Origin of the sequence: Thiobacillus sp. SCUT-2 (assembly GCF_035621355.1) — a bacterium.
Taxonomy (GTDB): Bacteria; Pseudomonadota; Gammaproteobacteria; order Burkholderiales; family Thiobacillaceae; genus Thiobacillus; species Thiobacillus sedimenti.
This window is the reverse complement of the sequence record NZ_CP141769.1, coordinates 976,705-995,237: the sequence shown is the minus strand read 5'-3', so window position 1 is coordinate 995,237 and position 18,533 is coordinate 976,705. Positions and strand designations below refer to the sequence as shown.

Genomic DNA, 18,533 nt, shown 5'->3' with positions numbered 1-18,533 from the left:
CCGGTCCGCGGGCGCGGGGCCGGCACTCAGTTTCCCTGTTGCGCGCGCCCTTCGCAGGACGCATAGTGGGCCAGCACCGCCTGCACCGCCGTCTCGATGCCCATATGGGTCGTGTCGAGCAGCAGCGCATCCGGCGCGGGTTTCAGCGGGGCGACGGCACGCGCGGTATCGCGCGCGTCGCGGGCCTGCATGTCCGCAACAAGATCAGCAAGACTAGCAGAGTTCCCCTTTTCGATCAACTGCTTATAGCGCCTTTCAGCACGCGCCTCGGCGCTCGCGGTGAGGAAGACCTTGGCCGGCGCGTCGGGGAAGATGACCGTGCCCATGTCGCGCCCGTCGGCCACCAGCCCGGGGGCCTGCCGGTAGGCGCGCTGACGCTCGAGCAGGGCCGCACGCACCGCAGGCAGTGCGGCGACCTTCGACGCGCCCTCGCCCACCGCCTCGGCGCGAATCGCGTCGGTCACGTCCTCGTCGGCGAGCCAGACCCGACCGTCGCGAAAGCGTGCCGGCAGCGCCGCCGCGAGGGCCGCGACCGCCGCCTCGTCGTCCAGGCTCGCGCCCGCTTTCATCGCTGACAGCGCCGTCAGTCGATAGAGCGCGCCGCTGTCGAGAAAATGGAAGCCCAGCACGCGGGCGACGCGCTCGGCCACCGTCCCCTTGCCCGAGGCCGAGGGGCCGTCGATGGTGATGACGGGTGAGCGGTGAGCCGCGAGGGGCGAGTCGTTCTTCATCGGACAATGCGCGCGAATGCGTCGAAATAGGTCGGGAAGGTCTTGGCCACGCACCCAGGGTCGTTGATGCGCACCGGCACGCCGCCGAGCGACGCGAGCGACAGGCACATCGCCATGCGGTGGTCGTCGTAGGTGTCGATCACGGCATCGGGTAAGAGCCGGGCGGGCGGCGTGATGCGGATGAAGTCCGCCCCCTCTGCCACCGTCGCACCGACCTTGCGCAGCTCGGTCGCCATCGCGGCGATGCGGTCGGTCTCCTTCACCCGCCAGCTGGCGATATTGGTGAGCGTCGTGGTGCCGTCGGCGAACAGCGCAGCGACTGCCAGCGTCATCGCGGCGTCCGGAATGTGGTTGCAGTCGAGGTCGATCGCCTTCAGGCGGCCGGATTCGGGCGCGCGCGCCTCGATCCAGTTCGGCCCCATCGCGATCCGCGCGCCCATCAGCGCCAGCGCGTCGGCGAAGCGCACGTCGCCCTGAACGCTGTCGGCGCCGACGCCCTCGACCCGCACCGGACCGCCGCCGATGGCGCCGGCGGCGAGGAAATACGAGGCCGACGAGGCGTCGCCCTCGACGTAGATTTCGCCCGGCGTCTTATAGCGCGCGTCGGCCGCGACCGTGAAGCCTGCCCAGCCGTCCTGCGCCACGTCGACGCCGAAGCGGCGCAGCATTGCCAGCGTGATGCCGATGTAGGGCTTGGAAATCAGCTCGCCGACGACCTCGACCGTCGTCGCCATGCGCCGCAGCGGCAGCGCCATCAGCAGGCCGGTGAGGAACTGGCTCGACACGTTGCCGCGCACCTGGGCACGATCGCCGGCAAGCCGGGCTGGATGAACGTGCAGCGGCGGGTAACCGGGATTGCCGAGGTAATCGACCTGCGCGCCAAGCTGCTTGAGCGCGTCGACCAGATCGCCGATCGGCCGCTCATGCATGCGTGCCACGCCCTTCAGCACGTAGTCGCCGCCGGACAGCGCGAGTGCGGCGGTCAGCGGCCGGAACGCGGTGCCGGCGTTGCCGAGGAAGAGTTCGGCCTGCTTCACCGGGAAAGCCCCGCCGACGCCGGTGATGCGCCAGTGGTTGTCGCCGCGATCCTCGACGCCGACGCCCAGCGTCTTCAGCGCCGCCAGCATGTGCCGCGTATCGTCGGAATCGAGCAGGTCGCGCACCTCGGTCACGCCGTCGGCGAGCGCGGCCAGCAGCAGCACGCGGTTGGAGATGCTCTTGGAGCCGGGCAGCCGCACCGTGCCTTCGGCGTGGCTGCAGGCGGGCAGATCGAGAAAATCCATCAGGAATCCTGTTGCTTCAACCAGTTTTCGCGCGCTTCGCGGGCACGCGAGAAAATCGTGTGCAGGGCTTGTCCGTCGCGTGCGTCGACCGCCGCGCGCAGCGTTTGCAGGGCGTCCACGTAGGCGTCGAGCTCGGCCAGCAGCGCCTCGCGGTTGGCCAGCGCAATGTCGCGCCACATGTCGGGCGAGGAGCCGGCGATGCGGGTGAAATCGCGGAAGCCGCTCGCGGCGAAGCGGAAGAAGGTGTCGCGGTCGGCGCGCTGCGCGAGGTCGTCGACCAGCGCGAACGCGGCGAGGTGCGGCAGATGGCTCACCGCCGCGAAGATGCGGTCGTGCTGCGCGGCGTCGAGCGTCTCGACCTCCGCACCCGCCGCCTCCCACAGCGCGCGCACGGTCGCCGCGGCGTCGGCACGCGTCTCGGCCAGCGGCGTCAGCACCACGCGCTTGCCGTGGTAGAGGTCCGCGCGCGCCGCACCCGGGCCGCTCCGCTCGGAACCCGCGATCGGATGGCCCGGCACGAAGTCGGCGGAGCGCGCGCCGAGCACGGCGCGCGCGGCGGCGACGACCTCGGCCTTGGTGCTGCCGGCGTCGGTGACGACGGCGCCGGGCTTGAGGTGGGGCAACAGCTGCTTCAACGCCGCCTCGGTTTCGCCGACCGGCAGGGCCAGCAGGACGCAATCGGCCTGCGCCGCCTCGGCCCAGTCGGCGGCGCGGTCGATCACGCCGAGTTCGCGCGCGAGCGCGAGGCGCGCGGGGTTGCGGCCGACGCCGAGCACCTCGCGCACCGCGCCAGCCTGCTTCAGGGCCAGCGCGAACGAGCCGCCGATCAGGCCGGTGCCGACGACGGCCAGGGTATCGACGATCACAGGCACGCTTTCAACGCTTCCAGGAAACGTGCGTTCTGTCCGGCGAGACCGACCGAGACGCGCAGGAATTCGGGCAGGCCGTAGTTCGCGACCGGACGCACGATCACGCCGCGCTTCAGCAGTTCCTGGTTGATGCGCGCGGCGTCGCCGACCTTCGCCAGCAGGAAATTGCCCTTCGACGGCACCGTCTCGATCGTCAAGTCGGCCAGCCCCGCCTTCAGCTGCGCCATGCCGGCGCTGTTCAGCGCATAGCTGCGCAGCAGGAACTCGACGTCGTCGAGCGCGGCCTCGGCCGCGGCGAGCGCGGGCGCGTTGACGTTGAACGGATGGCGCACCCGGTTCAGCAGGTCGATGACGTCGGGATGGCCGATGCCGTAGCCGGCGCGCAGCCCGGCGAGCCCATAGGCCTTGGAGAAGGTGCGGCTGATCAGGAGGTTCGGGAAGCGCTCCACCCACGCCAGCGTGTCGGCACGGTCGTCGGTCGGCAGGTATTCGCCGTAGGCCTCGTCGAGCACGACGAGCACCTCGCGCGGCACGCTCGCGAGGAAGGCCTCGATCTCGGCCCAGGGCAGGAAAGTGCCCGTGGGATTGTTCGGATTGGCGATCCACAGCACGCGCGTATCATCGCGGATCGCTGCACGCATCGCGGCGAGATCATGGCCGTAGTCGCGGGCCGGCACGGCGATGCCCTGCGCGCCGACCGTCTGGGTGGCGATCGGATAGACGGCGAAAGCGTGCTGCGAGAAGACCGAGGACGTGCCCGGCGCGAGAAAGGCGCGCGCGACCATGTCGAGCACGTCGTTCGATCCGTTGCCGAGCACGATCTGCTTCGAGTCGACGCCGAATTTTGCAGACAGCTTCGCCTTCAGCGCGAAGCCGGCGCCATCCGGATACAGCGCCATGTCGTGCAGCGCATCCTGCGCCGCGGCCAGCGCGCGCGGGCTGGGGCCGAGGGGATTCTCGTTCGACGCCAGCTTGACGATGTCGGCCTCGGCCAGGCCCAGTTCCCGCGCGAGTTCCGAGATGGGCTTGCCGGGCAGATAGGGGGCTATCGCGCGCACGTAGGGCGGCGCAAGATCGCAACAATTCATGCTGAAGCGGCGGGGTAGGAGCCGAGGATCTTGAGGAAGGCGGCGCGCGACTCGATCTCCGCCAGCGCGGCGGCAAGCTTCGGGTCGAGGCGGTGGCCGTCGCAGACCAGGAAGAAGAGATATTCCCAGTTGCCGGAGCGCGCCGGACGCGACTCCAGCTTGGTCATGGAGATGCCGGCATCGGCGAGCGGCTGCAGGAGCTTCACGACGGCGCCGGGCTGGTTCTTCGCGCCCATCACGAGCGAGGTCTTGTCGCGCCCCGAAGGCGCGGCGTCGGCCTGGCCCAGCACCAGGAAGCGGGTGGTGTTGCTCGCCTCGTCCTCGACGCGCGCCTCGACCACCTCCAGGCCATACAGCTCGGCGGCAGCCGCCGATCCGAGGGTGGCCGCATCGGGCTCGGCCGCGGCGCGGCGCGCGCCCTCGCTGTTGCTCACGACGCTGATGCGCTCGGCATTGGGCAGGTGGCGGGACAGCCACTGCTGGCACTGCGCGAGCGACTGCGCGTGGCCGTACACACGCTGGATGCCGGCAAGACCGCCATGCTTGCGCATCAGGCTCTGGTGGACAGGCAGCATCACCTCGCTGCAGATCTTCAGGCGGCTCGCGACGATGAGATCGAGCGTGCGGCCCACCGCGCCTTCGGTCGAGTTTTCCACCGGCACGACGGCAAAATGCGCACGCCCGGTTTCCACGGCCTGGAAGCAGGCATCGATGTCGGCCTCGGCGAGCGCGTCGACCGCATGGCCGAAATGCTTCGCCACGGCCTGCTGGCTGAACGTGCCGGCCGGCCCGAGGTAGGCAACCCGGGTCGCTTCCTCGACGGCACGGCAGGCCGACATGATCTCGCGGATCAGCCGCTCCACGGTGTCGCCGGACAGCGGACCGGGGTTGTTCTCGCGCAGCCTTCTGACGATCTGCGCCTCCCGCTCGGGGCGGTAGATCCGTTCGCCGCCCTTGGCGTGGCCGACCTCCTGCGCGATGCCGGCGCGCTCCGACACCAGCTTCAGCACGGCGTCGTCGATCGCGTCGATGCGGACGCGCAGTGCCTTCAGGGCCTCGTCGTCCATCATGCAGGCAGATAGCGCACGGCGAGCACGCCTTCGATGGCGGCGAGCGTCCGGATGAGGTCCCCGCTCACGGCGCTGTCGACGTCGACCAGCGTATAGGCCATGTCGCCCTTGGACTTGTTGACCATGTTGTGGATGTTGAGCCCGGCGGCGGCCAGGGCGGCGGAAATCTGGCCGACCATGTTGGGCACATTGGCGTTGGCGATCGCCAGCCGGAATGCCGACTCGCGCGCCATGCTCACGTTGGGGAAATTGACCGAATTGAGGATGTTGCCGTGCTCCAGGTAGTCGGCAAGCTGGCCGGCGACCATCACCGCGCAGTTCTCCTCGGCTTCCTCGGTGGAGGCCCCGAGATGCGGCAGCGCGACGACCCTGGCGTGGCCCTTCAGGGCATTGGCCGGGAAGTCGCAGATGTAGGCATGCAGCTTGCCGGCGTCGAGCGCCTCGACCACGGCGGCATTGTCGACGACGCCCTCGCGCGCGAAGTTCAGCAGCACGGCGCCCGGGCGCATCAGCCCGATGCGCTGGGCGTTGATGAGGTTGCGGGTGGCGTCGAGGAGCGGCACGTGGAGCGTCACGAAGTCGGCCATGCGCAGCACGTCCTCGACGCTTTCCGCACGCTTGACCTGCGACGGCAGGCGCCAGGCGGCGTCGACGGTGATCGCGGGGTCGTAGCCCACGACCTGCATGCCAAGCCGGATCGCCGCCTCGGCGATGTGCGAACCGATCGCGCCGAGGCCGATCACGCCGAGCGTGCGGCCGGGCAGTTCGATGCCGGCGAACGCCTTCTTGCCTGCCTCGGTCGCCTTGTGCATCTCCTCGTCGCTGCCGCCGAGCCCTTCGACGAACTTCAGCGCCGGCACCAGGTTGCGCGCGCCCATCAGCATGCCGGCGATCACCAGCTCCTTGACGGCGTTGGCGTTGGCGCCGGGCGCGTTGAATACCGGCACGCCGCGCTCGGACAGCTTCTTCACCGGAATGTTGTTGGTGCCCGCACCGGCACGGCCGATCGCCCGTACCGACGCCGGGATGTCCATGTCGTGCATGTTGGCCGAGCGCACCAGGATGCCGTCGGGCTCGGCGACGTCGCCCCCGACCACGTAGTGCTGCGGCAGCCGCGCAAGGCCCCGCGCGGAAATGGCGTTCAGCGTCAGGATCTTGCGCGCGGTCTCAGCCATGGCTCTTCTCGAAGTCGCGCATCATGTCGACCAGCGCGCGCACGCCTTCGACCGGCATCGCATTGTAGATCGAGGCGCGCATGCCGCCGACCGAGCGGTGGCCCTTCAGCTGCAGCAGGCCGCGTTCCTTGGCGAGCTTGAGGAAGGCCTCGTCGAGCGCGGCGTCCTTGAGGGTGAACGGCACATTCATCAACGAGCGGTTCTCCCTCGCCACCGGCGAAGCGTAGAAGTCGGTCGCGTCAAGGTAGTCGTACAGCAAACCGGCCTTCTCGCGGTTGGTCTTCTCCATCGCGGCCAGCCCCCCGCGCGCCTTCAGCCACTTGAACACCAGGCCCGCCGTGTACATCGCGAAGGTGGGCGGCGTGTTGTACATCGACTCGTTGTCGGCGTGCGTCTTGTAGTCGAACATGGTCGGCGTGCCCTTCACCGGCTCGCCGAGCAGGTCCTCGCGCACGATGACGAGGGTCAGGCCCGCGGGGCCGATGTTCTTCTGTGCGCCAGCGTAGATCAGGCCGTATTTCGACACGTCCATCGGGCGCGACAGGATGGTCGACGACATGTCGGCGACCAGCGGCACGCTGCCGGTGTCGGGCGTCCAGAACATCTCGACGCCGCCGATGGTCTCGTTCGGCGTGTAGTGCACGTAGGCCGCGTTGGGGTCGAGCTTCCACTGGTCCTGCGTCGGCGCGTAGCTGAAGTTCCTGTCCTCGCTCGAGGCCACGACGTTCACCGCGCCGTATTTCTTCGCTTCCTTGATCGCCTTCTTCGACCACTCGCCGGTGTTGAGATAGTCGGCGCCGGCTTTTCCGCGCAGCAGGTTCATCGGCACCATCGCGAACTGGCTCGATGCCCCGCCCTGCAGGAACAGCACCTTGTAGTTCGCCGGGATCCCCATCACTTCGCGCAGGTCGGCCTCGGCCTCGGCGGCGATGCCCATGAACTCCTTGCCGCGATGGCTCATTTCCATCACCGACATGCCGGAGCCGTGCCAGTCGACCATCTCGGCCTGCACCTGCAGCAGCACATCCTTGGGCAGCACGGCGGGGCCGGCGCTGAAGTTGTAGATCGTCATGTCGGGGGTCTCCTTATTCGCTGTCGCTCTCGTTGTCGGTCTCGGCCACTTTTTCCAGGCTGATCAGCTTCTCGCCCTTGTCGAGGTTGATCAGCGTCACGCCCTGGGTCGCGCGGCTCATCGCGCGGATTTCCTTGACGCGGGTGCGGATCAGCACGCCGCCGGTGGTGATCAGCATGATCTCGTCCTCGTCCTTGACCAGCGTGGCGGCGACGACCTTGCCGTTGCGCTCGCTGGTCTGGATCGCGATCATGCCCTGCGTCGCGCGTGCATGGCGGGTATATTCGGCGATCGGCGTGCGCTTGCCGTAGCCGTTCTCGGTCGCGGTCAGCACGAAGTCGTTCTCGTCCTCGGCGACCAGCAGCGAAATCAGCTTGCCGCCCTTGGCGAGCTTCATGCCGATCACGCCGCGCGCCGTGCGGCCCATGGGGCGCACGTCGTTCTCGTCGAAGCGCACCGCCTTGCCGGTGTCGGAGAACAGCATGACGTCGTGGCGGCCGTCGGTGATCGAGGCGCCGATCAGGAAATCGCCGTCGTCCAGACCGACCGCGATGATGCCTGCGGTACGGGGGCGCGAGAATTCGGAAAGCGGCGTCTTCTTGACGATGCCGTTCGCCGTCGCCATGAACACGTAGTGCTCGTCGTCGAAAGCCTTCACCGGCAGGAGCGCATTGATCTTCTCGCCCTCTTCCAGCGGCAGCATGTTGACGATCGGCTTGCCGCGCGCCGTGCGGCCGCCCTGCGGCACGTTGTAGACCTTGAGCCAGTAGAGCCGGCCGCGGTTGGAGAAGCAGAGGATGTAGTCGTGGGTGTTGGCGACGAACATCTTCTCGATGAAGTCCTCGTCCTTGGTGCCCGCCGCCTGCTTGCCGCGCCCGCCGCGCTTCTGCGCGCGATAGTCGTCGAGCGGCTGCGCCTTCATGTAGCCGCCATGCGACAGCGTGACGACCATTTCCTCGGGCTTGATCAGGTCCTCCATCGACATGTCCTGCGCGTTCTCGACGATGGTCGAGCGGCGCCCGTCGCCGAACTGCTCGCGGACCTGGTCCAGTTCCTCGCGAATGATCTGCGTGATGCGCGCCGGGTTGGCGAGGATGTCGAGCAGGTCGGCGATCTTCGCCATGATCTCCTTGTACTCGCCGATGATCTTGTCGGACTCGAGGTTGGTGAGGCGCTGCAGCTGCATCTCGAGGATGCGCTGCGCCTGGATCTCGGAGAGGTGGTAGCCGTCGGCATGCAGGCCGAACTCGGGACCGACGTTGACCGGGCGCGAATACTCGGGGTCGATGCGCGCCAGCATCTCCTCGACCATCGCCGACTTCCATGCCTTGGCGAGCAGGCGCTCCTTGGCGATGGCGGGGGTCTCGGACGACTTGATCAGCTCGACGATCTCGTCGACGTTGGCGAGCGCGACCGCGAGGCCTTCGAGGATGTGGCCGCGCTCGCGCGCCTTCCGGAGGTCGAACACGGTGCGGCGGGTGACGACTTCGCGGCGGTGGCGCAGGAAGGCGTCGAGCATCTCCTTCAGGTTCAGCAGCCGCGGCTGGCCGTCGATCAGCGCCACCATGTTCATGCCGAAGGTGTCCTGCATCTGCGTCTGCTTGTACAGATTGTTCAGGACCACGTCGGCGTTCTCGCCGCGCTTCAGCTCGATGTACACGCGCATGCCCGATTTGTCGGACTCGTCGCGCAGGTCGGCGATGCCGTCGATCTGCTTCTCGCGCACCAGCTCGCCGATCTTGATCAGCAGGTTGGCCTTGTTCACCTGGTACGGCAGTTCGTCGATGATGATCGCCTGCTTGCCGCCGCTCTTGTCGAGGTCCTCGACGTGGCAGGTCGCGCGCATCACCACGCGGCCGCGGCCGGTGCGGTAGCCGTCGCGCACGCCCGACAGGCCGTAGATGATGCCGGCGGTCGGGAAATCGGGCGCCTTGACGATAGCGATCAGCGACTCGATGTCGATCTCGGGATCGTCGAGCAGCGCGGTGAGCGCGGCACAGACGTCGGTGAGGTTGTGCGGCGGGATGTTGGTCGCCATGCCGACGGCGATGCCCGAGGAGCCGTTGACCAATAGATTGGGGATCTTGGTCGGCAGCACCAGCGGCTCCTGCTCGGAGCCGTCGTAGTTGGGGCCGAAGTCGACCGTTTCCTTGTCGAGGTCGGCGAGCAGCTCGTGCGCGATGCGCGCCATGCGCACTTCGGTGTAACGCATCGCCGCCGCGTTGTCGCCGTCGACCGAGCCGAAGTTGCCCTGGCCGTCGATCAACGGGTAGCGCAGCGAGAAGTCCTGCGCCATCCGCACCATCGTGTCGTACACCGCGGTGTCGCCGTGCGGGTGGTATTTACCGATGACGTCGCCGACCACGCGGGCCGACTTCTTGTAGGCCTTGTTCCAGTCGTTGCCGAGCTCGTTCATCGCGTAGAGCACGCGGCGGTGCACGGGCTTCAGGCCGTCGCGCACGTCCGGCAGCGCGCGGCCGACGATCACGCTCATGGCGTAATCGAGGTAGGAGCGCCGCATCTCCTCTTCGAGACTGACCGGGAGGGTTTCCTTGGCAAACTGTTCCATGACCGGCTTCTGTTTATCAGGCTGCAAAGCGCCCGATTTTAGCATGGCCGGCCGCCCCGCCCCGGCGGGCCGCCCCGCCCGCCTATTGCGACGGATCGGTCACGAATCCGATGCGCGTCAGCCCCGATTTCGCGGCTTCGGACATCACCTGGGCCATGGTTTCGTAGGGCACCAGCCGGTCGGCCTCGATATGCAGCTCGGGCTGCGGCTGCTTCCGCGCCTCGAGCGCGAAGCGTGCCCCGAGTTCGCCCCGCATGACGGCCCGCCCGTTCCAGTAGAAGCGGCCGTCCGTCCGGATCGCGAGCACCACCGGTTCGGTCCGGATGGCGGCGGGCGCGCTGCTGGCCTTGGGCAGGTCGACCCGGACGGTATGGGTCAGCAGCGGCGCCGCGACGATGAAGATCACCAGCAGCACGAGCATCACGTCGACCAGCGGAACGACGTTGATTTCCGCCATCGGTCCCTGGCGGCAGCGCGAATCGAAGCTTCCCATCGCCATGGCGTCACCCCTTCGCGCCGACGGGCGGCGCCGCGCGCAGCGGGTGCACGACGGCGGCCGGCCGGCTGGCGCGTTCGCCCACCGTGATCACCGTGTACAGGTCGTGGGCGAAGCCGTCCAGCCGGGCCAGCCAGACGCGGTTGCGGCGGTTGAACGCGTTGTAGGCGAGCACCGCCGGAATCGCCACCGCGAGGCCGAGCGCCGTCATGATGAGCGCCTCCCCGACCGGGCCCGACACCTTGTCGAGCGTTCCCTGGCCGGACAGGCCGATGGCGAGCAGCGCATGGTAGATCCCCCAGACGGTGCCGAACAGGCCGATGTAGGGCGCCGCGGAGCCGGCCGAGGCCATCACCGTGAGCCCGCGCTCGACGCGCATCGCTTCCTGGTCGATGCCGTTGCGCAGGAGGCGGGTGAGGAATTCGCCCAGCCCGCCCGCCGCGGCCAGCTTCTGGACGCCATGCTGGTGGTGCTCGTGGGCGGCGTCGAGCGCCGCCTGCGCCAGCTCGGCGAACGCGTTGTCCGCCGGCCGCTGGCGCAGTGCCGCGGCGATGTCCTGCAGGGAATCGGCCGCCCAGAACTGCCTGAGGAACGTCTCGGCGCGACGCCCGGCCCGGTGGTTCGCCAGCGCCTTGGTCACGATCAGGTACCAGCTCGCCACCGAGAGCGCGAGCAGCAGCACGAGGACGATGCGCCCGAGCGCGTCGCTGTGCGAGAGGAAGTGGGCGAAGCCCAGGGTGTTGTCCATGCTCAGGATCCCTCCAGGGTGAAATTGAATGGCTGCGTCGCGACCGCGCGGACCGCCTGCCCGTCGCGCCGCGCCGGCTGGCACCGCCAGGTTCTGACCGCCGCGAGCGCAGCGGCGTCGAGCCGGGCGGAGCCGCTGCCGGCCAGTACCTGCGCCGCGCTCACGCGTCCGCTTTCGTCGAGCTCGACGCGCAGGACGACCTTGCCGGTTTCGCCCAGCCGGCGCGCGAGCGGCGGATAGGCCGGCGGCGTGCGCTCCGGGCAGGCCACGGCCAGGTCCGATTCCAGCGCCACGGGCCCTTCAGGCCGGGGCGGCGCGGGCACCGGCGCCGGTGACGGCGGCGTCGACGCGCGCGCCGGTGCCGGCGACGGCGCGGGCTGTGACGCGGGCTGCGACGCGGGCGCCGGCGTCTCGGGCGGCGCTTCCGCCGGCGCTTGCGCCGCGACCACGCGCGGCCCCGGCCCGGGCAGCCGCGTCGCCTGTCTCGCCGGCTCACGGGGTGGCGGCGGAACGCGCGCGGGCTGAACGGGCCGGGGCGACGGGCCGACGACACTCACGAACAGCGTCGCCGCCGCCGGCCGGGGCGCAACCGCGCGCCCGTGCCAGAGGCCGGCGAGTACGCCGCCATGGGCGGCCAGCACCGCCAGCAGGACGGCCGCGCGTTGCCCGCCCCAGCGCCGCGGCCAGCCGTTCATGCGCCTGCGCCGCCCGCCGCGCTCACCATTTGGCCTGCAGCCCGAGGATCGCGAGGCGCGGCAGGCCGGCGGTATAGGTCGGCGCGGCGCCGGTGCCGTCCGCGGTCTCCGCGTAGCGCTTGTCGAACAGGTTGCTGATGCTGCCGAACACTTCCATGCCCTTGCCGAACGGATAGTTGGCACGCAGGTTGACCAGGTCGTGGCCGCCGTACTTGCCGGTGTTGGCGGCATCCAGCCAGTAGCTGCCGAGCCTGAACCATTCCAGCTGCACGCGGCCACCGTTGAGATAGCCGGGGGCGTAGGTCAGGCGAGTGTTGGCGATCACGCGCGGAGCGGCCTCCATTTCCTTGCCGCTGTAGTCGATATTCTGGCCGTTTACCGCCGCGACCCACTCTTCGTAGGTATGCCGGGCATACGACAGGCTGACGTCGAGCTGCCAGTCGCGTGCCAGCGGTGCACCCAGCCCCAGCTCGATGCCGCGGTGCAGGGTCTTGCCGGCGTTGACCACCGTTCGTCCTTGGGTAACGGGGTCGATGTAGCTGACGATGTCGTCGCGCTTGGTCATGTGATAGACGGACGCCTCGTAGCGCAGTCCCCGGCCGGATTTGCCGCGCAGGCCGAGTTCCAGGTTGTCGACGACCACCGGCCGCAGGTCGAGCAGCGATTCCGCCGCGGCCTGCGCCTTGGGCGCGGTGGATTCGCGGCTGCCGCGGAAGACCTGGCCTTCGGACGGGGCGCGGAAGGAATTGCTGTACGAGGCGAAGCCGCTCAGCGCGTCGCTGAAGGCGTAGGTTGCCCCCAGCTTGGGCCCCCAGTGGCTGTAGCCGACGGTGGTGCTGGCGACGTGGCCGTACCATCCGCTTGCGGGATAGGGTCCGGGCGCGCCCTGGGTCGCCCCGGCCACGCCGTTGTTGAAGCGGTTCGTGTAGTCGTACTGCATGTCGTCGTAGCGCAGGCCGGCAGTCACGCGCAGCCGTTCGGTGAGCGAGGCCTCGCCGTGGACGTAGGGCGAAATGCCGCGGTAGTTGACGTCGTATTCGTAGATCTTGACCGGCGCGACGCCGGTATTGAGGCTGTAGCTCGTTCCGCCGTAGGCGTTGGCCAGCTTGTCGAGGCGGATCGAATCCTCGTCGCGCGAGCCCGGGCTGTAGTCGAAATCCAGCCCCACGATGAGGCGCGCCCGCAAGGGCTGGAAGTCGCGCCGGTACTTGCTGAGGAAGCCGAAGGAGCGGTTCTGCGTGACGTAGCGGCTGGGATCGTAGCTGACGCTCCAGTTCGGAATGATCTCCATGCTGTCGTCACGGAAGTAGGGCGTGATCGAGATCAGCGTATCGGCGGTCTCCCGCTCGTATGCGGTCGACAGGCGCAGGGCGTCGACCTGGCGATAGGAGAACGGGACGTTGTTGGCGCGCGGCGTGGCGGCGAACTCGCCCGCGCTCAGCTTGCCGACGTGCTGCTGGTCGACCTTCGAGAACGACAGCACCGTCTTCAGCAGCGCGTCGTCGCCGAGGGCGCGGTCCCAGCGCGTCGTGCCGGTCTGGCGGTCGTAGCCGGCATCATCCTGCCAGCCGTCCGTATGCGTCAGATTGAGGCTGGCGCGCCAGGCGTCGTCGCCCTTCGCATTGCCGCCGCTCATCAGGGCGCGCTTCCAGCCGAACGCGCCCGCCTCCGCGCTCGCTTCGAACTCGGCCGACTTCGGCGGCGTGCGGGTCAGCACGTTGATCGTGCCGCCGATCGCGTCCGAGCCATAGAGGGCGCTGCCCGGCCCCTTCATGACCTCGATCCCGCCCGCCTGCGGCACGTTGATCTCGTACAGCGCGTTGTGGTTGAAGAAGCCCGTGGAGCGCGTCGGGATGCCGTCCTCCAGATAGAGATACACCGGGCTGGTCGTCAGCGGCTGGCGGATCGCCGTGGAGTGGCCCTCGCCCGACAGATTGCTGATCCACACGCCGGGCACCTGGTTGAGCACGTCCTTCGGGTGGGTGGGGCGGGTCTCGCGAAGGGTCCGGTCCTTGACGACGTCGACCGTCGCCGGCGTCTCGCTCAGGAGTTCGCCTTCGCGGGTGCCGGTCACGGTCATTTCCGGCAGCGCCGATTCGCCGGAATCGGCCGACCACGCGGCGGGCGCAAACAGGACGCCCGCCAGCGCGAGCGGAATGGGGTTGAGCTTCATGGGTTCTCCGTACGTTTGTTTGAAGTCAGTGATCGAGCCGCTGCTCCCTGAGCCACGCCCGCAGGCGCCGCTCGCCCAGTTCGCCGACGACCGCCTGGCGCCGGTGCCGGGCGTCGTAGAGGTAGGTGCGCGGCAGCTCGCCGTACCACGCCGGGTCGATGGCATGGCGCAGCCGCTCCGGGATGGGATCGTCGAACACCCAGGCGTCGACGCCGGCGAGCCCGAGCCGCTCCAGGGTTTGCCGCATGGCGGGCACGTAGGCGGGCGAATCCGCCGCCACCAGCACCAGCGGCAGCCCTCGGTGCGTCCGCGCGAACTTGCCGAACAGGGTCAGCTCGGCGATGCAGTAGCTGCACTCGTTGACCGACCACAGGCTGAGGATGAACGGCCGGCCGGCGTAGCGCGCCTCGATCCGTTCCAGGCTGTCCGCCGTGAACGGCGCCGGCTCGCCCGCGCGGGCCACGCCCGAGCACGCCAGCGCCGCCATGATCGCGAGCAGGATGCGCGCGATCATTTCGCCGGCCCCGGCTCGAGCGGAAGGACGCGCACCCCCTCGGCGGCGCTGTTCCACACCACCAGCATGCGCCGGCCGTCGGTCAGCGGCAGCGGATAGTCGGCCGCGCCGGCCGATTCCGCCAGACGCCGCGGCGCGCTCCACGAGGCCCCGCCGTCGGTCGAATGGATGGCCTGCACGACATAGGCGCGCCCGTCGAATTCGCGCCAGGCGATCAGCACCGTGTCGGCCGCCGCCGCCACGGCCGCATGTCCCGCCTGCGCCGCCGGGTCGCCCAGCGCCATCGGCACGGATTCACGCCCTTCGGCGATGCGCTTGTAGAACAGGCCCTGGCGCGTCCTTCCCTGGGTGAACCACACCAGGTGCAGGGCACCGCGGCCGTCCACCGCGAGCCCGCCGCCGTGGTGGGGGCAGGCGTCGATCTGCCACGCGTCGTCGGTGGCGCGGCGCTGCCGTCCCGTATCGAGGTCGGCGAGCGCGAAGTCGCGGGTGTTGCGGCCATAGAGGTTGCGCCACAACGCCACTGGCCCGTCGGCTGTCCACGCCAGCGCCGTGCGGCAGCACTGGCAGGTGTGCGCGGCGAGCCGGCGATTGGCGTCGAAATGGGCGCCGTTGTCGGACGAGCGCGCGAAATAGACCGACGAACCGTCGAACGCGCCGCCCTGCTCCTTCGCGGCATCGCGGTCGCGGCCGTCGAGCCACGCCACCGCCACCCCGCCCGCGCCGTCGATCGCCAGCGAGTCGAAGCTGTGGCCCCCGATGCGGCGGTCGTCGTTCAGCGTGACCGGCGCCGAGAAGCTGCGGCCGTCGTCGGTGGAACGCGCGAAGCGGACGTTGCCGGTGAACCGCTGCGGCAGCGCCTGGCTCCAGCTGAGCAGCACCGTGCCGTCGCGCGCGACCGCGATCTTGGGGCGGTTCTCCCCTTCGGCGGAAATCGTCTCAGGCTCGCGATTGACGCTGACCGGTGCGGAAAAGCTCGCGCCCCCGTCGTCCGAGCGGGCGACCAGCAGATGGCCGTCCTCGACCCGCGCCAGCCACAGCCTGCCGCGTCCGTCGAGCGTCGCCCCCACGGCGAGCGCAGGCCCGTGCATGGCATGCGCCATCGGCGACGAATCCGGTCCGCCCGCGACGGCCTGCGCCTGCACGAGCACGGGCAGTGCCAGCGACGCCGCCCACGCGCCGTATCGAAACACGCTCAATTTCGCTCCCTTTATTATTCAGGTATCAGCAATGCATCTTTTGAGCGATGCTAGCATCGGCCGGCGCGGCGAAAAATGCGGCAAATTGCCGCACGCCGCGCGCCGATGGCGGCGCCGTGACGCGGCGGCCTTTGCCAAGCGCGGCCCAAACAGTGAGAATGCGGGCCACCATGAACGCCCCCGCCGATCTCCTCCTCCTGCCACGCTGGGTGGTGCCCGTCGAAGCCGAGGGGGCGCTGACCGACCATGCCGTCGCGGTGCGCGACGGCCGCATTCTCGACGTGCTGCCGGCCGACGCGGCGCGGGCCCGCTACGCCGCCGCGCAGACCGTCACCCTGCCGGGGCACGCGCTGATACCGGGGCTGGTGAACCTGCACGGCCACGCCGCCATGTCGCTGCTGCGCGGCTTCGCCGACGACCTTCCGCTGATGTCCTGGTTGCGGGACCGCATCTGGCCGGCGGAGAAGCAGCACGTCTCGGAGGCCTTCGTATTCGACGGCACGCTGCTCGCCGCCGCCGAGATGCTGTCCGGCGGCATCACCGCCTGCAACGACATGTACTTCCACCCGCAGGCCGCGGGCGAAGCCTTCCTGCAGGCAGGCATGCGCGCCACGCTGGGCATGATCGTCCTCGAATTTCCCAGCGCCTATGCCGCGGACGCCGACGACTACCTGACGAAGGGCCTCGCCGTGCGCGACGAACTGAAGGAGGAGCCGCTGCTGTCCTTCGCCTTCGCGCCCCATGCGCCCTACACCATCGGCGACGCCACCTTCACCCGCATCAATACGCTGGCCGAGCAGCTGGGCCTGCCGATCCACACCCACGTCCACGAAACGGCCGGCGAAATCCAGGACAGTCTCGCCCAGCATGGCGTGCGGCCGCTGGAGCGGCTGGCGCGGCTGGGGCTGCTGGGGCCGAACTTCATCGGGGTGCACGCGGTGCACGTCAACGAGGCCGAGATCGAATCGCTCGCCGCGCACGGCTGCCACGTCGCGCACTGCCCGGCGTCCAACCTGAAGCTCGCCTCCGGCCTCGCGCCGATCGCCGATCTGGTCCGCGCCGGCGTCAACGTCGGCCTCGGCACCGACGGCGCGGCCAGCAACAACCGCCTCGACCTGTTCGCCGAAATGCGCCTGGCCGCCCTGCTTGCCAAGGGCATCAGCGGCGACGCCGCCGCGCTGCCCGCCGCCGCGGCCCTGCGGATGGCGACGCTCGATGCCGCCCGCGCGCTCAACCTCGACGACCATATCGGCAGCATCGCGCCGGGCAAGCGTGCCGACCTCGTCGCGGTCGACCTGCGCCCGCTCGCCGCCCAGCCGCTGTTTGACCCCGTCTCGCACCTGGTTTACGTTGCGGGACGCGAGCACGTCACCCACGTCTGGGTCGACGGCCAGCTGAAACTCAATGAACGCCGTCTGGTCCATCTCGACATCGACGACCTGACCGCCCGCGCCGCCTACTGGCGCGGCAAACTTTCCACCTGAGGCCCGCCATGAGCAACGTCGACGCCGCCGAAATCGCCAAGTTTTCCGAACTCGCCCACCGCTGGTGGGATCCGAACTCCGAGTTCCGGCCGCTGCACGAGATCAATCCGCTGCGCCTGAAGTGGATCGACAAGCTCGCGCCGCTCGCCGGCAGGAAGGTGCTCGACGTCGGCTGCGGCGGCGGCATCCTCGCCGAGGCGATGGCCGGCGCCGGCGCCACGGTCAGCGGCATCGACCTGTCGGAGAAGGCGCTCAAGGTCGCCAAGCTGCATCTGTACGAATCGGGCAAGCAGGTCGACTACCAGTTGATCTCCGCCGAGGACTACGCCGCGCAGCACGCCGGCGAATTCGACGTCGTCACCTGCATGGAGATGCTCGAGCACGTGCCGGACCCGGCCTCGGTCGTCGCGGCCTGTGCGAAGCTGGTCAAGCCGGGCGGCCGGGTGTTCTTCTCGACGCTCAACCGCAACGCCAAGAGCTATCTGTTCGCCATCATCGGCGCCGAGTACGTCCTCAAGCTGCTGCCGCGCGGCACCCACGACTACGCCAAGTTCATCCAGCCGGCCGAACTCGCCCGCATGGCGCGCGAGGCCGGGCTCGACACCGAGGAACTGACCGGCATGACCTACAACCCGCTGACCAAGGTGTACAGGCTGGAGGCGGACACCGACGTCAACTACCTGCTGGCGACCCGCAAAAGTGAGACTTGAGACCATCCGCGCGGTGCTGTTCGATCTCGACGGCACCCTGATCGACACTGCCCCCGACCTTGGCCACGCACTCAACCTGCAGCGCACGCGCCACGGCCTGGCGCCGCTCGCCGACGAAGTCATCCGCCCGCAGGCCTCGCACGGCGCGCGCGGCCTGCTCGGCCTCGGCTTCGGCCTGCATCCGGACGACGCGCGCTTTCCGGCGATGCGCGAGGAGTTCCTCGAACTCTATGCCGCCAACATCTGCCGCCATTCGAAGCCCTTTCCCGGCATCCTCGACCTGCTCGACGCGCTCGAGACGCGCGGCCTGAAATGGGGCGTGGTCACCAACAAGCCGGCGCGCTTCACCGAGCCGCTCCTGTCCATCCTCGACCTCGCCGAGCGCGCGGCCTGCATCGTCTCCGGCGACACCTGCCCGCAGCCCAAGCCGCACCCGGCGCCCATGCTGGTCGCCGCCGAGCTGTGCGGCGCGGCGCCGTCGCAGTGCCTGTACCTGGGCGACGCCGAGCGCGACATCCAGGCCGCCACCGCCGCCGCCATGCCCGCCCTGGTCGCCGCCTGGGGCTATCTCGATGCCGACGACGCGCCGCATACCTGGGGCGCCCACGCGGAAATCCGCCACCCGCTCGACACCCTCGCCTACCTCGCCGCCTGAGC

Annotated in this window: 18 protein-coding genes; 3 read left to right on the top strand and 15 right to left on the bottom strand. The window is 69.4% G+C overall.

What is annotated here, in order from left to right:
- Positions 1-26: 26 nt before the first annotated feature.
- From cmk to VA613_RS04770, 15 genes are all read right to left on the bottom strand, one after another.
- Entirely contained in the window at positions 27-731 is a 705-nt protein-coding gene (cmk, locus tag VA613_RS04840) for a (d)CMP kinase (protein ID WP_324780726.1), read from the bottom strand.
- Positions 728-2,014, bottom strand: a complete 1,287-nt coding sequence (gene aroA / locus VA613_RS04835) for a 3-phosphoshikimate 1-carboxyvinyltransferase (RefSeq protein WP_324780725.1) — start codon at positions 2,012-2,014, stop codon at positions 728-730. Before aroA ends, cmk begins: the two co-directional genes overlap by 4 nt.
- Positions 2,014-2,880 (bottom strand): prephenate dehydrogenase, encoded by an 867-nt coding sequence (locus tag VA613_RS04830; protein WP_324781221.1) that lies wholly within the window; start codon positions 2,878-2,880, stop codon positions 2,014-2,016. Before VA613_RS04830 ends, aroA begins: the two co-directional genes overlap by 1 nt.
- A complete protein-coding gene (gene hisC / locus VA613_RS04825) occupies positions 2,877-3,971 on the bottom strand; it encodes a histidinol-phosphate transaminase (RefSeq protein ID WP_324780724.1) in 1,095 nt (364 codons plus the stop codon). The genes VA613_RS04830 and hisC overlap by 4 nt, the downstream gene beginning before the upstream one ends.
- Positions 3,968-5,038: a prephenate dehydratase gene (gene pheA / locus VA613_RS04820; protein ID WP_324781220.1), complete on the bottom strand. Its 1,071-nt coding sequence runs from the start codon at positions 5,036-5,038 to the stop codon at positions 3,968-3,970. The genes hisC and pheA overlap by 4 nt, the downstream gene beginning before the upstream one ends.
- Positions 5,038-6,216 (bottom strand): phosphoglycerate dehydrogenase, encoded by a 1,179-nt coding sequence (locus VA613_RS04815; RefSeq protein ID WP_324780723.1) that lies wholly within the window; start codon positions 6,214-6,216, stop codon positions 5,038-5,040. The genes pheA and VA613_RS04815 overlap by 1 nt, the downstream gene beginning before the upstream one ends.
- A complete protein-coding gene (serC, locus tag VA613_RS04810) occupies positions 6,209-7,288 on the bottom strand; it encodes a 3-phosphoserine/phosphohydroxythreonine transaminase (RefSeq protein WP_324780722.1) in 1,080 nt (359 codons plus the stop codon). The genes VA613_RS04815 and serC overlap by 8 nt, the downstream gene beginning before the upstream one ends.
- A gap of 13 nt (positions 7,289-7,301) precedes the next feature.
- Positions 7,302-9,857, bottom strand: a complete 2,556-nt coding sequence (gyrA, locus tag VA613_RS04805; protein WP_324780721.1) for a DNA gyrase subunit A — start codon at positions 9,855-9,857, stop codon at positions 7,302-7,304.
- An 82-nt stretch (positions 9,858-9,939) separates the two neighbouring features.
- Positions 9,940-10,356, bottom strand: a complete 417-nt coding sequence (locus VA613_RS04800; protein WP_324780720.1) for an ExbD/TolR family protein — start codon at positions 10,354-10,356, stop codon at positions 9,940-9,942.
- 4 nt (positions 10,357-10,360) lie between these two features.
- A complete protein-coding gene (locus VA613_RS04795) occupies positions 10,361-11,101 on the bottom strand; it encodes a MotA/TolQ/ExbB proton channel family protein (RefSeq protein ID WP_324780719.1) in 741 nt (246 codons plus the stop codon).
- 2 nt (positions 11,102-11,103) lie between these two features.
- On the bottom strand, positions 11,104-11,796 hold the full coding sequence (locus VA613_RS04790) for an energy transducer TonB (protein ID WP_324780718.1): 693 nt from the start codon (positions 11,794-11,796) through the stop codon (positions 11,104-11,106).
- 22 nt (positions 11,797-11,818) lie between these two features.
- Positions 11,819-13,969: a TonB-dependent receptor gene (locus VA613_RS04785; RefSeq protein ID WP_324780717.1), complete on the bottom strand. Its 2,151-nt coding sequence runs from the start codon at positions 13,967-13,969 to the stop codon at positions 11,819-11,821.
- A 25-nt stretch (positions 13,970-13,994) separates the two neighbouring features.
- Positions 13,995-14,483, bottom strand: a complete 489-nt coding sequence (locus tag VA613_RS04780) for a thioredoxin domain-containing protein (protein WP_324780716.1) — start codon at positions 14,481-14,483, stop codon at positions 13,995-13,997.
- A complete protein-coding gene (locus tag VA613_RS04775; protein WP_324781219.1) occupies positions 14,480-15,676 on the bottom strand; it encodes a sialidase family protein in 1,197 nt (398 codons plus the stop codon). The genes VA613_RS04780 and VA613_RS04775 overlap by 4 nt, the downstream gene beginning before the upstream one ends.
- Positions 15,677-15,707: 31 nt before the next feature.
- Complete coding sequence (locus VA613_RS04770; RefSeq protein ID WP_324780715.1) at positions 15,708-15,854, bottom strand: hypothetical protein; 147 nt, start codon at positions 15,852-15,854, stop codon at positions 15,708-15,710.
- On the opposite strand from VA613_RS04770, the gene VA613_RS04765 reads away from it, so the two are divergent.
- From VA613_RS04765 to VA613_RS04755, 3 genes are read left to right on the top strand one after another with little or no spacing between them, the layout of a single operon-like run.
- Positions 15,853-17,166: a TRZ/ATZ family hydrolase gene (locus VA613_RS04765; protein WP_324780714.1), complete on the top strand. Its 1,314-nt coding sequence runs from the start codon at positions 15,853-15,855 to the stop codon at positions 17,164-17,166. The two genes, VA613_RS04770 and VA613_RS04765, sit on opposite strands and share 2 nt — an antisense overlap.
- Before the next feature lie 8 nt (positions 17,167-17,174).
- Entirely contained in the window at positions 17,175-17,876 is a 702-nt protein-coding gene (gene ubiG, locus VA613_RS04760) for a bifunctional 2-polyprenyl-6-hydroxyphenol methylase/3-demethylubiquinol 3-O-methyltransferase UbiG (protein WP_324780713.1), read from the top strand.
- Positions 17,866-18,531: an HAD-IA family hydrolase gene (locus VA613_RS04755; RefSeq protein WP_324780712.1), complete on the top strand. Its 666-nt coding sequence runs from the start codon at positions 17,866-17,868 to the stop codon at positions 18,529-18,531. Before ubiG ends, VA613_RS04755 begins: the two co-directional genes overlap by 11 nt.
- The last annotated feature ends 2 nt before the right edge of the window (positions 18,532-18,533 follow it).

Bases quoted from the DNA above. Each gene is read 5' to 3' on its own strand.
- VA613_RS04795 (WP_324780719.1), bottom strand. From the start codon at position 11,101: ATGGACAACACCCTGGGCTTCGCCCACTTCCTCTCGCACAGCGACGCG.
- VA613_RS04815 (WP_324780723.1), bottom strand. From the start codon at position 6,216: ATGGCTGAGACCGCGCGCAAGATCCTGACGCTGAACGCCATTTCCGCG.
- VA613_RS04800 (WP_324780720.1), bottom strand. From the start codon at position 10,356: ATGGCGATGGGAAGCTTCGATTCGCGCTGCCGCCAGGGACCGATGGCG.
- VA613_RS04790 (WP_324780718.1), bottom strand. From the start codon at position 11,796: ATGAACGGCTGGCCGCGGCGCTGGGGCGGGCAACGCGCGGCCGTCCTG.
- aroA (WP_324780725.1), bottom strand. From the start codon at position 2,014: ATGGATTTTCTCGATCTGCCCGCCTGCAGCCACGCCGAAGGCACGGTG.
- hisC (WP_324780724.1), bottom strand. From the start codon at position 3,971: ATGAATTGTTGCGATCTTGCGCCGCCCTACGTGCGCGCGATAGCCCCC.
- pheA (WP_324781220.1), bottom strand. From the start codon at position 5,038: ATGGACGACGAGGCCCTGAAGGCACTGCGCGTCCGCATCGACGCGATC.
- VA613_RS04785 (WP_324780717.1), bottom strand. From the start codon at position 13,969: ATGAAGCTCAACCCCATTCCGCTCGCGCTGGCGGGCGTCCTGTTTGCG.
- cmk (WP_324780726.1), bottom strand. From the start codon at position 731: ATGAAGAACGACTCGCCCCTCGCGGCTCACCGCTCACCCGTCATCACC.
- gyrA (WP_324780721.1), bottom strand. From the start codon at position 9,857: ATGGAACAGTTTGCCAAGGAAACCCTCCCGGTCAGTCTCGAAGAGGAG.
- VA613_RS04765 (WP_324780714.1), top strand. From the start codon at position 15,853: ATGAACGCCCCCGCCGATCTCCTCCTCCTGCCACGCTGGGTGGTGCCC.
- serC (WP_324780722.1), bottom strand. From the start codon at position 7,288: ATGACGATCTACAACTTCAGCGCCGGCCCCGCCGTGCTGCCCAAGGAT.
- VA613_RS04770 (WP_324780715.1), bottom strand. From the start codon at position 15,854: ATGGTGGCCCGCATTCTCACTGTTTGGGCCGCGCTTGGCAAAGGCCGC.
- ubiG (WP_324780713.1), top strand. From the start codon at position 17,175: ATGAGCAACGTCGACGCCGCCGAAATCGCCAAGTTTTCCGAACTCGCC.
- VA613_RS04780 (WP_324780716.1), bottom strand. From the start codon at position 14,483: ATGATCGCGCGCATCCTGCTCGCGATCATGGCGGCGCTGGCGTGCTCG.